General features: G+C 71.7%; 16 protein-coding genes and 1 pseudogene. 7 read left to right on the top strand and 10 right to left on the bottom strand.

What is annotated here, in order from left to right; all coding sequences use genetic code 11:
- Positions 1–56: 56 nt before the first annotated feature.
- A complete protein-coding gene (locus KOI47_RS05435; protein ID WP_216214501.1) occupies positions 57–638 on the top strand; it encodes a PPA1309 family protein in 582 nt (193 codons plus the stop codon).
- Positions 639–654: 16 nt separating this feature from the next.
- On the opposite strand, the pseudogene KOI47_RS05430 reads toward KOI47_RS05435, so the two are convergent.
- Positions 655–1,029, bottom strand: a pseudogene (locus tag KOI47_RS05430) (winged helix-turn-helix transcriptional regulator); the annotation flags it as partial.
- A 100-nt stretch (positions 1,030–1,129) separates the two neighbouring features.
- On the opposite strand from KOI47_RS05430, the gene KOI47_RS05425 reads away from it, so the two are divergent.
- The gene (locus tag KOI47_RS05425) at positions 1,130–1,537 is read left to right on the top strand and encodes a RidA family protein (protein ID WP_216214498.1); all 408 of its coding nucleotides are present in this window, start codon (positions 1,130–1,132) and stop codon (positions 1,535–1,537) included.
- An 11-nt stretch (positions 1,538–1,548) separates the two neighbouring features.
- Here the strand turns inward: KOI47_RS05425 and KOI47_RS05420 are convergent, their stop codons facing one another.
- Positions 1,549–2,556: a YlbL family protein gene (locus KOI47_RS05420; RefSeq protein WP_216217110.1), complete on the bottom strand. Its 1,008-nt coding sequence runs from the start codon at positions 2,554–2,556 to the stop codon at positions 1,549–1,551.
- Positions 2,557–2,786: 230 nt separating this feature from the next.
- Between KOI47_RS05420 and KOI47_RS05415 the strand changes: the two genes are divergently transcribed.
- Entirely contained in the window at positions 2,787–4,181 is a 1,395-nt protein-coding gene (locus KOI47_RS05415; RefSeq protein ID WP_216214495.1) for a zinc-dependent metalloprotease, read from the top strand.
- Positions 4,182–4,263: 82 nt separating this feature from the next.
- Here KOI47_RS05415 and KOI47_RS05410 read toward each other — a convergent pair whose 3' ends face one another.
- Entirely contained in the window at positions 4,264–4,782 is a 519-nt protein-coding gene (locus KOI47_RS05410) for a M48 metallopeptidase family protein (protein ID WP_216217109.1), read from the bottom strand.
- Between the two features lie 231 nt (positions 4,783–5,013).
- Here KOI47_RS05410 and KOI47_RS05405 point away from each other — a divergent pair, with 231 nt between their 5' ends.
- The 3 genes from KOI47_RS05405 (at position 5,014) to KOI47_RS05395 (ending at position 8,508) form a co-directional block, all read left to right on the top strand.
- Positions 5,014–6,015: a TOMM precursor leader peptide-binding protein gene (locus KOI47_RS05405; protein ID WP_216214493.1), complete on the top strand. Its 1,002-nt coding sequence runs from the start codon at positions 5,014–5,016 to the stop codon at positions 6,013–6,015.
- A gap of 59 nt (positions 6,016–6,074) precedes the next feature.
- Positions 6,075–7,427, top strand: coding sequence for an ABC1 kinase family protein (locus tag KOI47_RS05400; RefSeq protein ID WP_216214491.1), 1,353 nt, complete (start codon positions 6,075–6,077; stop codon positions 7,425–7,427).
- Between the two features lie 142 nt (positions 7,428–7,569).
- Complete coding sequence (locus KOI47_RS05395) at positions 7,570–8,508, top strand: hypothetical protein (RefSeq protein ID WP_232376553.1); 939 nt, start codon at positions 7,570–7,572, stop codon at positions 8,506–8,508.
- A 69-nt stretch (positions 8,509–8,577) separates the two neighbouring features.
- Here KOI47_RS05395 and KOI47_RS05390 read toward each other — a convergent pair whose 3' ends face one another.
- The 7 genes from KOI47_RS05390 to KOI47_RS05360 all read right to left on the bottom strand — a co-directional run bounded on the left by KOI47_RS05390 (position 8,578) and on the right by KOI47_RS05360 (position 13,351).
- Complete coding sequence (locus KOI47_RS05390; RefSeq protein ID WP_216214489.1) at positions 8,578–8,778, bottom strand: hypothetical protein; 201 nt, start codon at positions 8,776–8,778, stop codon at positions 8,578–8,580.
- The gene (locus tag KOI47_RS05385; protein WP_216214487.1) at positions 8,775–8,939 is read right to left on the bottom strand and encodes a hypothetical protein; all 165 of its coding nucleotides are present in this window, start codon (positions 8,937–8,939) and stop codon (positions 8,775–8,777) included. The genes KOI47_RS05390 and KOI47_RS05385 overlap by 4 nt, the downstream gene beginning before the upstream one ends.
- Positions 8,940–8,961: 22 nt before the next feature.
- Positions 8,962–9,840, bottom strand: coding sequence for a class I SAM-dependent methyltransferase (locus KOI47_RS05380; protein ID WP_332461444.1), 879 nt, complete (start codon positions 9,838–9,840; stop codon positions 8,962–8,964).
- Between the two features lie 207 nt (positions 9,841–10,047).
- A complete protein-coding gene (locus KOI47_RS05375; protein WP_216214485.1) occupies positions 10,048–10,296 on the bottom strand; it encodes a hypothetical protein in 249 nt (82 codons plus the stop codon).
- Positions 10,293–10,664: a WhiB family transcriptional regulator gene (locus tag KOI47_RS05370; protein ID WP_216214484.1), complete on the bottom strand. Its 372-nt coding sequence runs from the start codon at positions 10,662–10,664 to the stop codon at positions 10,293–10,295. The genes KOI47_RS05375 and KOI47_RS05370 overlap by 4 nt, the downstream gene beginning before the upstream one ends.
- A 135-nt stretch (positions 10,665–10,799) precedes the next feature.
- Entirely contained in the window at positions 10,800–11,057 is a 258-nt protein-coding gene (locus KOI47_RS05365) for a hypothetical protein (RefSeq protein WP_216214482.1), read from the bottom strand.
- A gap of 194 nt (positions 11,058–11,251) precedes the next feature.
- Positions 11,252–13,351: an ATP-dependent DNA helicase UvrD2 gene (locus KOI47_RS05360; protein ID WP_216214480.1), complete on the bottom strand. Its 2,100-nt coding sequence runs from the start codon at positions 13,349–13,351 to the stop codon at positions 11,252–11,254.
- Between the two features lie 57 nt (positions 13,352–13,408).
- On the opposite strand from KOI47_RS05360, the gene KOI47_RS05355 reads away from it, so the two are divergent.
- The gene (locus KOI47_RS05355; RefSeq protein ID WP_216214478.1) at positions 13,409–14,137 is read left to right on the top strand and encodes a DUF4191 domain-containing protein; all 729 of its coding nucleotides are present in this window, start codon (positions 13,409–13,411) and stop codon (positions 14,135–14,137) included.
- The last annotated feature ends 43 nt before the right edge of the window (positions 14,138–14,180 follow it).

The following is a 14,180-nucleotide window of genomic DNA, read 5'->3' as shown; positions in this document are numbered from 1 at the left end:
AACCGCCCAAACCGGGCGCTTACCGCACCCGCCGGCGCCCCTGCGACCATGACGCCATGGCAGAGAGCGAGCACAGCGAGAACACGGCGCCGAACCCGAGTGTGGCCGTCGTGGCCCGCGAAGTCGAGGAGTTCGTTGCGGCCGCGGGCTGGGATCAGTCGCCCCAGTTGTTCGCGCTCGTCCCCACCGCGGCGTTGCTGCGGCAGCAGCCCGACCTTGCGGGCCAGCTGGACGCCGGGTCCCCACTGACCCCGGTCGCCCAGGAAGCGTTACCGGATGGTGACCTCGGGGACGCGCTCGCCCGGATCGCCTGGCCGGACACGGTGGATGGCTGCGCGCTCGCGCAGGAGATCATCGTGCTGCCGCCGGACGCCGAGCCGGACCTGGTGGAGGCCGAGGTGGACGAGGACGCGCAGCGGCTGCGGCGGGCCGCGGCCGATCACCCACGCCGGACCGAGGCCCGCCTGGTCGCCGCGGTGCTGCGGGACGGCAGCAGGGCCTGTGTGATGCGGCTGCGCGGGATCGGCACCGAAGGTGGCGAGGACGGCGCGGAGCCCACCCCGGTGGACGAGATCATCGAGAACCCCGAGCTGGCGCCGAACCTGCTGGCGGCGCTGGAGGCCACGCTGGCCCCGTGAGCGCCCGCCCTCGGCCGTCGAAACGGCGGCGGGAGTCCTCGATCGCGCCGAGGTGGCGCTGGGTCCATTCGCACATGCCCGCCACGGTCGCGCGCAGGGCCCGGCCCGCCTCGGTGAGGGTGTACTCCACCCGCGGCGGCACGGTGGGGTGCACGGTCCGCTCCGCCAGGCCGTTGCGTTCCAGCATGCGCAGGTTCTGGGTGAGCATCTTGTGGCTGATTCCCTCGACCTCCGTGCGCAGCTCGCCGAAGCGCAGGGTGCGCTGACCCAGCGCTTCGATGATCAGCAGCGCCCATTTGTTGGCGATGTCGGAGAAGATCTCCCGCGCGAGCGAGTCCGCGCGGGTGAGGTCCGCCTGCTCGGGCGGGCCCTGGAACTGCTTGGTCACCATCGGGTTCCCCAGTCACTGAAAAGTGCGTTCTTCCACGTCACCGGCCACTCTCCTACGGTTTGTGGGTAACCACAAGAGAGCACAGCCGCTGGAGGTAAACATGGCCGTCACCCTGGTGAACCCCGACGGGCTGCCGGAGGTCGATGCCTACCGTCAGGTGTCGATCGCGACCGGGTCGAGGCTGGTCTTCGTCGCGGGGCAGGTCGCATGGGATTCGGCGGGGACCACGGTCGGTGCGGGCGACCTCGCCGCCCAGGTCGAGCAGTGCTACCTGAACATCGGCACCGCACTGGCCGGGGCCGGTGGCTCCTTCGCGGACGTGGCGAAACTGACCCTTTATGTCGTCGACTGGACCCCGGACAAGATGCCCCTATTGCTGGCCGGGATCGAGCGGGCGGCGGCGCGACTGGGGACCACCCCGGTGCCGCCGGGCACGCTGCTGGGTGTGGCGGCATTGGACGTACCCGAGCATCTGGTCGAGGTCGAGGCCACCGCGGTACTCGACTGAGCGAAGCCAGCTCAGCAGGACGGCACCGGCTCGCCCGCCTTGAGTCCTTCCAGCGCGTCGAGGGCGCTGTCCAGGTCGGTCACCTTGACCAGGCGCAGGCCATCGGGCGCCGCCGCGGCGGCCTCGGCGCAGTTGGCCTGCGGAACCAGGAAGGTCGTGGCGCCCGCCTCGTGCGCCGCGACCACCTTGAAGGAAATACCCCCGATCGGGTCAACCCGCCCCTTCTCGGTGATTTCGCCGGTGCCCGCGATCCGTTCGCCGGCGACCAGGTCGCCCGGGGTCATCCGGTCCATGATGGCCAGCGCGAACATCAGCCCGGCCGAGGGCCCGCCGACGTCCTGCAGGCTGATGTCGACCTCGAACGGGACGTCGGCGCGGTCGATCGGCTGCAACCCGATGAAGCCCTCGGAGCGTTCCGGGTCGGGATGCTCGGCCAGGGTGAGCGTCTCGGTGCGCTCCGGCCTGCCGTCGTGCTGGAAGGTCAGCGAGATCGTCTGGCCGGGTTCGGTGTCGGCCAGGGCGGCCCGGACGTCGTCCTCCTTGGTGATCTCCTTGCCGTTGACCACGAGCAGCCGGTCGCCAGCGGAGAGCACGTGGTCGGCCGGGCTGCCCGCGACGACCTCCTTGGCGAGCACCTGCACCGGGTATCCCAGCCTGCGCAGGGCGGCCACCTCGGCGTTGCTCTGCGAGTCCTGGAACTGCTTGACGTTCTCCTTCTTCACCTCGGCGTCGCTCTCCCCCGGTTCGAAGTACTCCTCCCGTGGGGCGAGGGCGAACCGGCCGCTCACCCAGAGCCCGAGTGCGCCGAAGAGGGTCACCTCGTCGTCCAGGGAGACGGTGGTCATCCGCAGCTGGCCGGAGGTCGGATAGCTCTGGTGCCCCTCGATCCGCACCACCTGGGTGCCGTCCACCTTGCCGAGCGTGTCGTAGGTCGGCCCGGGGCCCAGCGCGACGTAGGGCACCCGGACGAACGCGCCCAGCAAGCCGAAGACGGCGAACAGCACGCCGCTGAGCAGCAGTGTCCATCCGCGCCTGCTCAGCCGGAACGCGCTGGCGTCCCCGGCGCCGTCCGGGGGCGGTGGCAACGCGCCCGGCGGTGTGCTCGCCTTGCCGGGCTCCCCGGCTTCATCCCGCGACTCACTCACAGGGTGACAGCGTACGGTGGTGGTAGTCGGTTGGCGGTGCAGGCTCGGCGGTCGCCACCCGGCTGATCCATCGCACCCTCGAGCTATCCGCGTACGGTGATGTTATGAGCAATCCCCCGTTCGGCTTCGGACTGCCGGATCCCGACAAGCGCGGTGAGAACGAGCCCTCGGACTCCGGCGGCGGTCAGCAGCAGCCCGGCGCGGGTGCCGACGCGTTCAACCAGCTCGGCCAGATGCTCAGCCAGCTCGGCCAGATGCTCAGCCAGGCGGGCAGCTCGACCGGGCCGGTGAACTACGACCTGGCGAAGCAGATCGCGATGCAGCGGATCGGCGAGTCCGGCGGCGGCACGATCGGCTTCACCTCCGGCAAGCAGTCCGGTGAGTCCGCGGTGCACGACGCGGCGCATCTGGCGGAGCTGTGGCTGGACGCGGTGACGATCCTGCCCGCGGGCGCACGGACCACCGTCGCCTGGTCCGCACGGGACTGGGTGGAGCAGACCCTGCCCACCTGGCAGCGGCTGTGCGATCCGGTCGCGAAGCAGATGTCCGGCGCCTGGGTGCAGGCGCTGCCCGATGAGGCCAAGCAGGCCGCGGGCCCGTTGCTGTCCATGGTGGGGCAGATGGGCGGGATGGCCTTCGGCTCCCAGCTGGGTAACGCGCTGGCCGAGCTGGCCACCGACGTGCTGACCTCCACCGAGGTCGGCCTGCCGCTCGGACCGGACGCGACCTCGGCTCTGCTTCCCGCGAACATCGAGAAGTTCACCGAGGGCCTCGAGCGCCCCAGCAGCGAGGTACTGGTGTTCATCGCGGCCAGGGAGGCCGCGCACCAGCGCCTGTTCGCGCATGTGCCGTGGCTGCGGCAACGGCTGCTGGCCACGGTGGAGGAGTTCGCCAGCGGGATCACGGTGGACACCACGGCACTGGAGCAGCTGGCCAGCCAGGTCGACCCGAGCAATCCGGCCAGTATCGAGAACGCGATGTCCTCCGGCCTGCTGGAACCGCAGACCACCCCGGAGCAGCAGGCGGCGCTGGCCCGCCTGGAGACCCTGCTCGCGCTGGTCGAGGGCTGGGTCGACGTGGTCGTCGCGGAGGCCGTTGGCACCCGGTTGCCGGGCGCGGAGGCGCTGCGCGAGACCCTGCGCCGCAGGCGGGCCACCGGCGGTCCCGCGGAGCAGACCTTCGCCACCCTGGTGGGCTTGGAGCTGCGCCCGCGGCGGATGCGGGCGGCGGCCTCGCTGTGGCAGCAGGTCGGCGATCAGCACGGGGTCGAGCAGCGGGACCGGCTGTGGTCGCATCCCGATCTGCTGCCCAACGCCGATGACCTTGACGATCCGGCCGAGTTCGCCGAGCGGGCAGGCCGCGGCGGGGACGGCCTTGACGACCTGGATCCGATCGCGGAGCTGGAACGGACCCAGCGCGCCGAGCAGGCCGAGCAGGCTGATGCCCAGGAGGAGGACCGGGAGCACCCGGGCGAGGAGGACCAGCAAGGCAAGGACTGACCAGCCCGGCGGGGCTGCCCTGAACGTGCCGACCGGGACGTCGAACGTCTCGGCGGTGTCCGTTCAGGGCGTTCCGGCAGGGTCAGTCATCCGTGTCGGTCAGGCCCCAGCCTGCGGCTGCCGAGAGGCCTTCGAGGTATCCGATCGCCCGTTCGGTACGCGGGTACTTCCGGACCAGGCGCCAGAACTCGGCGTCGTGTCCGGCGACCCGCAGGTGGGCGAGCTCGTGCACGAGCACGTAGTCGAGGACCCACGACGGTACGTCGCGTAGTCGCTCGCTCACCCGGATCGTCCGGTCGACCGGCGTGCAGGAGGCCCAGCGGGTCCGCATCGGGCGGACCCAGCGAACGCTGGCGGGAGTCACGGTGTTGTCGAGGTACCGCGCGGACAGCTCGGCGCAGCGCAGCAGCAGTGCCTCGTCGGACGCGCGAGCGGGCGAGGCTCGCTTGGTCTCGGTGCGCTGCAACTTGCGTTGCATCTCGGCGACCCAGTGCTCCTCCTCCTTCCTGGTCATCTTCGCCGGGATGAGCACGACGAGCGTGTCCCCATCCCGGTAGGCGGTCACGGTGCGGTGCCGGCGTGCACTGCGCCGCACCTCGATTTTCTGTTGTGGGATCTCTGGCTGCGGAGTTCGCGGCTGCGAGTTCTTCTTGCCCCGGTTCCTCAGCGAGGGCACCCGTGCTTCGGCCACCCGTCCACCGTAAGGGCAGCGACCGACAACGCGGATGGTTTCTCCGCCACATCCTTCAGTTGTCCACAGAACCCTTGGCGCTGTGGATAAAGCGGGGTGTTCTTAGCGAGCGGTTAGCGGTCCGGTCGCACGCTGAGAGGCATGACCGAACAGTTACCCGACGTGACATTCGATCGGACATTGCCGGCGCGGCCGCGGTTGCGGCCCGGGCTCGAGGTGCTGGAGCGCGGCGCGGGCGAGGTGCAGATCGGGCTCGATCCGCGGCATGCCGTGGTCGCATCCGGGCTGCCGCAGCCGGTGATCGAGATACTCCGCGGGCTGGACGGCTCGGCCAGCACGCGCACCCTGCTGGACCTGGCCCCGGACGAGGATGCCGAGCACCTGCGGGCGTTGCTGACCGGGCTGGCCGAGCGCGGCCTGCTCGAGGACGCCATGGCGGCGGGCCAGGGACCTTCGCCGGAGCACTGTGCCCTGGCGCTGCACGGTGGCGGCAGGCTGGCGGTGTCGCTGGCCACGCTGCTGGCCGCGGCCGGTGTCGGCCATCTGGACGTGCGGGCAGGCGGCATCGTCGGCGGGGACGAGCTGGGCTCCGGCTACGCCGAGGCCGATATCGGGTTGCCCCGCAGGCGGGTCATCCTGCAGGCGGTGCGCAGGGCCAACGTGCGGACCCAGACGACCCGGTTGACCCGCCCGCGGCAGCCGGATCTGGTGCTGCTGACCGATGCCGTGGTACCCGCGCCCGAGGTGGTCCGGGAACTGGTCGCGGACGGCCTTCCGCATCTGCCGGTGCGGGTCCGGGAGGGCACCGGGATCATCGGGCCGCTGGTGTATCCCGGCCGCAGCAGCTGTCTGCGCTGCGCCGATCTGCACCGCACGGCGCGGGATCCGTCCTGGCCCCGGGTGGCAAGCCAGCTCGCGGGTCGTACCCAGCCCGCGGAGCTGAGCACGGTGCACGCCACCGCGGCGCTGGCCTGCACCCAGGTGCTGCGTGCGTTACGTCACACCGATGAGCCTCCTCCGGTGTGGAACGCGACGCTGGAGATCGACGCCGATGCGGGCACGGTCGCCCACCGCTGCTGGCTGCCGCACCCGGATTGCTGGTGCGGGGCGAAACCACCGCGGGTGATACCGCCGGTGCGGTAGTCCGTCTTACGTCCGCGAACGGCTGCGCAAGGCCTGATCGGCAAGGCAGAATCGCAGGCGTGACCGACTTCCGCGACTCGACCGAAGACCGTGCCACCGGGATCCCGCGCCGAGCCGCGGCGCGCACGGCGAGACTCGCCAGCCTGCCGTTGGGCATGGCGGGGCGGGCGGTCGGCGGCTGGGGCAGGCGGCTGAGCGGGCAGGACGCCAAGGAGGTCAACGCCGCCATGTCGGCCCGCGCGGCCGAGCAGCTGTTCGAGGTGCTCGGCACGCTCAAGGGCGGCGCGATGAAGTTCGGGCAGGCGCTGAGCGTCTTCGAGGCTGCGGTGCCGGAGGAGATGGCCGCTCCGTACCGGGAGGCGCTGACCAAGCTGCAGTCCGCCGCCCCGCCGATGCCCGCGCGGCAGACCCATCGGGTGCTGGCCGAGCAGCTGGGGCGCCGGTGGTCCGAGCGGTTCGCCGAGTTCGAGGACGAGCCGGCCGCGGCGGCCAGCATCGGCCAGGTGCACCGCGCGGTGTGGCATGACGGCCGCGAGGTCGCGGTCAAGGTGCAGTACCCGGGCGCGGACGAGGCGCTGCGCAGTGACCTGCGGCAGTTGCAGCGTTTCGCCAGGCTGTTCCAGACGCTGGTGCCGGGTACCGAGGTGAAGCCGCTGCTGGCCGAGCTGGCAGCCCGGATGGACGAGGAGCTGGACTACCGGGTGGAGGCGGACAATCAGCGTGCCTTCGCCAAGGCGTTCGCCGGGGATGAGCAGATGCTGGTGCCCAGGGTGGTGGCCAGCGCGCCGAAGGTCGTGGTGACCGAGTGGGTGACCGGCACCCCGTTCGCCCGGATCATCCAGGACGGGTCCAGGCAGCAGCGTAACGAGGCGGGCAGGCTGCTGGCCGAGTTCCACTACTCCTCCCCCGCGCGGGCGCACCTGCTGCACTCCGATCCGCATCCGGGCAACTTCATGCTGCTACCGGACGGCAGGCTGTGTGTGATCGACTTCGGCGCGGTGGCCCGGCTGCCGGAGGGCGCCCCGCCGACCTTCGGGGTGATCATGCGGCTCGCGCTGGAGGGCCGCTCGGCGGAGCTGCTGGACGCCCTGCGCGCGGAGGGGTTCGTGCGGCCGGGCACCGAGCTGGACGCCGAGGATGTCTACGCCTATCTCGCTCCGCTGGTGGCACCGCTGACCCAGGAGCGGTTCCACTTCAGCAGGCAGTGGGCGCAGCAGCAGGCAGGCCGGATGGGCGACACCCGCGGCCAGGACTTCCGCACCGGGCGCTCGTTGAACCTGCCGCCGAGCTGGTTGCTGATCCACCGGGTCACCGCCGGTGCGGTGGGCATCCTCTGCCAGCTGGACGCGGAGCTGGAGCTGCGCGCCATCGTGGAGCGCTGGCAACCTGGCTTCCTCGCGGAGCCCGCGTAAGCCGTCGGGAGGTCCGCCGCGGACCTCCCGAGTTGTCCACAGGTCGGCGGCGAAGGTCGGTTATCGCCCGTTGACGCCCCGAGTTGTCCACAGCCGCAGGATTTTCCTGCGCCGGGCACACCCCGCCCTGCAGGCTCGAGGCATGACCCACGCAATCCGCGCGGCGATGACCGCGCCACGTACCGGGGCCACCGACGGGGTGGTCACCAAAGCACAGCTACACGCGGCCGGGATATCCGACCGGGTCATCGCCACCCGCTGCCGTCCCGGCGGCCAGTGGCGGCGGCTGACCTCCTCGGTGGTCCTGCTCGGCACCGGTTCTCCGACCCGCCTGCAGTTGCTGCGCGCCGCGATCGGCCAGTTCGGCGCGGACGCCGTGCTGACCGGGTGCGATGCACTCGACGCGCACGGGGTGGAGCTGCCTCCACCGCGCCTGGTGCATGTCCTGGTGCCGAGATACCGGCGGAGGTCGGCACCGGAGTGGTTCCTGCTGGAACGCACCGCGCGGCCGCCCGACCCGGTATGGATCGACGGTCTGCCGTTCGCCCCGCCGGAGCGGGCGGTGCTGGACGCGGCGCGCAGGGAGGGTGATCCGGAGCGGCTGGGCAAGCTGCTGGCGTTGCCGCTGCGCCAGGGCCTGTGCTCGGCTGAGCAGTTGCACGCGGAGCTGGACCGGGGTAGTCAGCGCGGTACCGCCGCGGTCCGGCTCGCCCTGCGCGAGCTCGGGCCGATGCGGGAGGCGGCGCGGTACGCGCCGGCCAGGCGGCTGGTGGCCGAGCTGCCGATGCCCGCGCCTTCCTGGGGCGTGACCGTCTGTGATCTGCGCGGCAGGCCGATCGGCACGGCCGACGCGTGGTGGGACGAGGTGGGGATGGCCTGGCAACTCGGCCCGCCGCGGGACGGCACCGGCCGGCTGCATCATCTCGCGCTGACCGCGGCCGGGGTGGTGCTGGTACGCACTACGGCCGACCAGCTGCATGCCGAGCCAGGGGAAGTGCGCAAGCAGCTGGTCCGCGCTTTCCGCAACGCGGCACGCAGGCCCCGGCCTGCCGTGCAGTCGGTGCGGGCGGTAGCGGCATGACGCCCCCTGTGTCAACCCGCAGCAGTCAGGGTGACCATCGAGCGCGCCCCCGGCCCGGCCGGCGCCCGCTCACCAGTACTCGCCGGGCAGCTTCCCTTCGATATCGCGAACGTGCTGCCGGGCGCAGGACGGGCACAGCCAGCGCTTGGTGCCCTGGTCGAAGTCGGCAACCCAGGCCAGCCGCTGGCCGGGATCCGCCGGGTCGCGCCGTGCCCCGCAGCGAAAGCAGGCCGCGGGCGCGTCCTCGTCCCTGGCACCGCTCGTGCTCATTGGCTCGGTTCCTTCTCGCTGCGCTCCCCGGCCCGCGGGCCGGACCTACGATGCTCGCTCGGCGTCACCTCGCCGCTCATCGGCCCGGTTTCCTTCTCGCTGCGCTCCCCGGCCCGCGGGCCGGACCTACGATGCTCGCTCGGCGTCACCTCGCCGCTCATCGGCCCGGTTCGTTCCCGCCGGTCATGGCAGCCGACCGTAGTGCACGGTCCGGGCGTACTTCAGGAAGACATCGGTCCGGGCGCCCAGGTACTCCGGTGCCTGGGGATCGAGTAGCAGGCGCAGCGCGTCGCGGTCCTCCTGCTCGAGCCGGTCGTCGGTGATCTCGGCGAGCCAGGCGAGCCGTTCGAGCGCGTAGTCCAGTACCGGGCCCGTGGCGGGTGCCGGATGGTCCACCAGGTAGGTGAAGGAGGTGACCTCGACCAGCCCGGCGTTGCTGAGCGCGGTGGACCAGCCGTACGGCATCCGGACGGCGTCCGGCATCGAGGTCCGGAGTTCGAGGAACCACGCTTCCCGCGCGGCATGCAGCCTGCCTTCCAGTCCCGGCTTGCCCACGCCCAGGTCCCAGGGCAGCAGTCGCTGGTCGAGGCCGCCCTCGGCGAGGGCGAGGTGGCCACCGGAGCGCAGGGCCGCTGCCAGCCGGTCGATGGCGGCCTGCTGATCGGGGAGATGATGCACGACGGCCGAGGCCCAGATCAGGTCGGCGGCCGGCACCAGCTCGCGTATCGGGGCCGTGCCGGCATCGGCGACGACGGTGTCGATCGAGATGCCCGGTCCTGCTTCTGCCGCGGCGTTGCCGGCGGCCTCGAGGAGTTCGTCCACGGCGTCCAGCAGGATGATGCGCCCGCCCTGGCCCGCGGCGAGCGCACCGGCGAGGGCGGCACTCATGCCTCCCGAGCCGGAGCCGACGTCCACCACCGTGCCGCCGGGCGGCAGGTCCACGACCAGCCGGTCGGCCACCGCGCGCAGGCTGTCTTTCTCGAGTGCGTCCAACCGACGCATCCGGGGCAGCTCCGCCGCCCAGTCCAGGTCGTCATGAGTATGTGCTGACACGAACGGCATCTAAGCATCGAGCGCCGGGCCACGCCGATCGGTTTTCCACAACGGAGGGGGCGGGAGGGGGGAGGGCCCAGAGGCAGGGCGGAGCGGTTGCCCGGGCGCGGCGAGGGCTCGCCTGGCGGGCAGGTCCCTGGACGGCGCCACGAAAGGATGATGCGGAGTGGGCGCGAGATACCGCCCACTCCGCATCAGCGCCAGTCAGGAACAGTCTCAGGAACGGCGGGATCTGGCCCTCCCGCGGGCCGCCCGGAACCACCGGCCTGCGAACCGCCGCGAAGGCGGTACCCGGTGGCCGCGGACGGCCGCTTCGACATCCCGTATTCGAGCTCTTGCCAGCTCTTCGTACAGCAACATCTGCGGAATCTCCTTGAACATGTTCGGCGCGGCTGTCGGCGTGCCGAACGGCTGATTACGGTCGGTGCGAATCGGGCGCCGGGGCGTCACGATGATCTGGTTCATGCTGCGGCGCTCCGTTGTCCGTTTGCTGTGTCCTGCTCGGCGACGGGGTTCTTGCGCGGACGGCCCCGCGGACGCTTGCGCGCCACGACGGCACCGCGCTCGAAGATCTCCCCGCCCCAGACGCCCCACGGCTCGCGGCGGGCCAGCGCACCTGCCAGGCAGGCATCCCGCACCGGGCAGTCGGCGCACAGTCGCTTGGCCCGCTCGAGGTCCGCGGGGGCTTCGGCGAACCACAGGTCCGCGTCGCCCGCACGGCAGGGCAGTTCCCGGTCCGGCGCGGCGACCGCATCGAGCAGGTCGCCGACGCCAGGGTCGACGAGTTCGTCGGGTAACGCCTTCCCTGCTGCGAAGGCGAGGGCCGATGACATCCGTTCTCCTTGTGTGTTGTGGCGGTTTGGTGTTACTGCGGCGGCCCGGGCCAAAACCTGGCCCGAACAGCACGAAGGCCGCGGATCCGGTAACGGTTCCGCGGCCTTCGTGAGCCTGTTCTCCTGACGGAGCTGTCAGGGACTTCGCTCATGTTCAGACGACGGAACACTGACCGGCTTGTCGGTCAGCAGGTCAAAGGTCACCGGACGGATGGCGGCGTGCTCGGCCTCAGCGAGCAGGCCGAACTCGGCACGCGCGCGAGCGACGGGCATGATCTGCTGGATGACCGGGCCGGCCCAGGACACATTGATCCCCTGGCCCGCGAGCACGGCCGGCATGGCGGCACGGCGCAGGGAGGCGCCAGGGAAGCTGCAGTAGTCGTAGCTCTTCATTCCTGACACCTCCTCTCTCAGCTCAGCCGACGCCGTCGGCCGCGTCCCCACCGGCCGGACAAACGTGGGCGCTCCACCCAGTACCTGCAGGCTATTGCTCCTGGGCACACCGGTGCAACTGATTTTCCAGAAATCTCCACGATCCGCCGAAGACAGGCTCTGATCAGGGGCTTTGCCGGACGAACCGGGGACGGCTACCCGCGGCCGGAGCCGTGCACCACGGCGAGCACCTCGGCACCGAACCGCTCGAGTTTGCTGGCCCCGATCCCGGAGATGGACACCAGCGCGCCGTCGTCGGCCGGGCGCTGCTCGGCGATCGCCACCAGGGTGGCGTCGGTGAACACGACGAACGGGGGCACCTTCAGGTCCCGCGCCCGCTCCACGCGCCAGGCCTTGAGCCGGGCCAGCAGGTCCTCGTCCACATCCGAGGGGCAGCCGGTGCACCGGCCGAGCTTGACCTCCATGGTCGCGGTCAGCGTGCACCCGCACACCCGGCAGCTGGTCTGCCTTGCGGCGGGCTTGGGCTGCCCGCGCCCGGCTCGCGCGGCGGGGTGGTGTTCCGGCAGCAGCCCGTAGAGGAACCGGCTGCGCCTGCGCTGCCTGCGCCCACCGGAGCCGCGGGCCAGCGCCCAGGACAGCTCCAGCCACTGCCTGGCGCGGGTGATCCCCACGTAGAACAGCCTGCGTTCCTCCTCGATGGCGCCACTGTCGCCGTCCGCGTGCTGGATCGGCAGGGTGCCCTCGGCCAGGCCGACCAGGAATACCGCGTCCCACTCCAGGCCCTTGGCTGCGTGCAGCGAGGCGAGGGTGACCCCCTCGACGGTAGGTGGGTGCTGCGCGGCGGCCCGCTGCTCCAGCTCGGCGACGTACCGCGCCAGCTCGGGGGCCTCGACGGTGTTCTCCAGCTCCTCGGCGAGCTCGACCAGCGCCAGCAGCGCGTCCCAGCGTTCCTTGGCCGCCCCGCCCGAGGGTGGCTGCTCGGTCAGCCCGACCGGGTGCAGCAGGGCTCGCACGAGGGTGGCGAGATCGCCGCGGCGGTCCCCGTCTCTTGCGGCGGCGGTGCGCAGCGCGGCCATCGCCTGGCGCACCTCACGCCGGTCGAAGAACCGTTCCCCGCCCCGGACCAGGTACGGGATGTCCAGATCGGACAACGCCTGCTCGTAGGCCTCCGACTGGGCGTTGACCCGGTACAGGATGGCGATCTCGCTGGCCGGTACGCCGTCGTCGAGCAGTTCCCGGATCCGCTGCGCGGTGGCCGCGGCCTCGGCGGGCTCGTCCTCGTACTCGGCGAACCGCGGCGGCGGGCCGTCCGGGCGCTGCCCGGTCAGCCGGAGCCTGGACCCCGCCGGCCGGTCCCGCGCCGCGCCGATCACCGTGTTCGCCAGCTCGACCACCTGCGGAGTGGACCGGTAGTCCCGTTCCAGCCGCACCACGGTGGCCTCCGGGAAGCGTCTGGTGAACTCCAGCAGCTGCCGGGGCGAGGCGCCGCCGAAGGAGTAGATCGTCTGGTTCGCGTCCCCCACCACGGTCAGGTCGTCCCTGCCGCCCAGCCAGGCGTCCAGCAGCCGCTGCTGCAGCGGGGTGACGTCCTGGTACTCGTCCACCACGAAGCAGCGGTAGCGGTCGCGGAACTCCTCGGCCACCGCGCTGTGTTCCTCCAGGGCAGCGGTGGTGTGCAGCAGCAGATCGTCGAAGTCGAGCAGCCGGGCGCCGTTCTTCAGCTCCTCGTAGGCGCGGTAGACCTCGGCGACCTTGGCCGCGGGCTCCGGGATGTCCCGTTGCGCACGCAGCGCCACCGCCGCGTAGTCGTCCGGGCCGACCAGCGAGGCCTTGGCCCACTCGATCTCGCTGGCGAGATCGCGCAGCACCTCGGCCTCGGTGCTCGCGCCGACCCGGTTGGCCGCCTGGCCCACCATCCGCAGCTTGCCGTCGAGCAGGTCCCACTGCTGGTCGCCGACCACCCGGGGCCAGAAGTAGCGCAGCTGGCGCATGGCCGCCGCGTGGAAGGTCCTCGCCTGTGCGCCCTCCACCCCCAGCGCACGCAGCCGGGTCCGCATCTCTCCCGCCGCCCTCGCGGTGAAGGTGACCGCGAGCACCTGCCCGGCGGCCACATGGCCGGAGCGGACGAGGTGGGCTATCCGGTGGGTGATCGTCCTGGTCTTGCCGGTACCGGCGCCTGCGAGCACGCAGACCGGCCCGCGCGGGGCACACGCGGCCGCCCGCTGCTCGGGATCGAGCCCGTCCAGCAGACCAGAGCCCGGCTTCGAGGATGGCGCGCTACCCACGGCCCGCATCCTCGCAGAGGGGGCCGACGCACCCACGCCTGCCCACCCGGCCGTATCCTGGGACACATGGCGGGTAAGCAGGACAAGGAAGCTGCCAAGGCGGCCAAGCAGGCCAAGCGCGCGGAGAAGAAGGCCAAGCGCGGGCAGATCTTCCAGGCGTTCAAGATGCAGCGCAAGGAGGACAAGGCCCTCATCCCCTGGATGGTGGGTGCGGTCCTGGTGGTGACCGGCGTCGTGTTCGGCATCGGCTACCTGCTCGGCATCCAGTGGGCACTGCTGCCGATCGGCATCATGCTCGGCCTGCTCGCCGCCGTGATCATCTTCGGTCGCCGGGTGCAGAAGACCGTGTACGCCAAGGCCGACGGCCAGCCGGGGGCGGCCGCCTGGGCCCTGGACAACCTGCGCGGCCGCTGGCGGGTGACGCAGACGGTGGCCGCCACCACCCAGCTGGACGCGGTGCACCGGGTGCTCGGCGGCCCCGGCGTGGTCCTGGTCGCCGAGGGCGCCCCGCACCGGGTGAAGGGGCTGCTCGCGCAGGAGAAGAAGCGGGTGTCCCGGCTGGTCGGCGAGACGCCGATCTACGACGTGCAGATCGGGCACGAGGAGGGCCAGGTCCCGCTGCGCAAGCTGCAGAGCCACCTGATGAAGCTGCCCCGCAACCTGAAGCCGAAGCAGGTGGACGCGCTGGAGGCCAAGCTGGCCGCGCTGGGCAACCGCGGCGCCGCCACGCCGAAGGGCCCGATGCCGCAGGGCGCCAAGATGCGCAACATGCAGCGGACCATCCGCCGCCGCTAGCTGATCGATCACGTTCGCGCCGTATTGTCGGGGCGGGCGCTTA

The organism is Amycolatopsis aidingensis (genome assembly GCF_018885265.1).
Classification (GTDB): domain Bacteria; phylum Actinomycetota; class Actinomycetes; order Mycobacteriales; family Pseudonocardiaceae; genus Amycolatopsis; species Amycolatopsis aidingensis.
The sequence above is the reverse complement of the archived record's forward strand: the minus strand, read 5'-3'. Positions and strand labels throughout refer to the sequence as shown.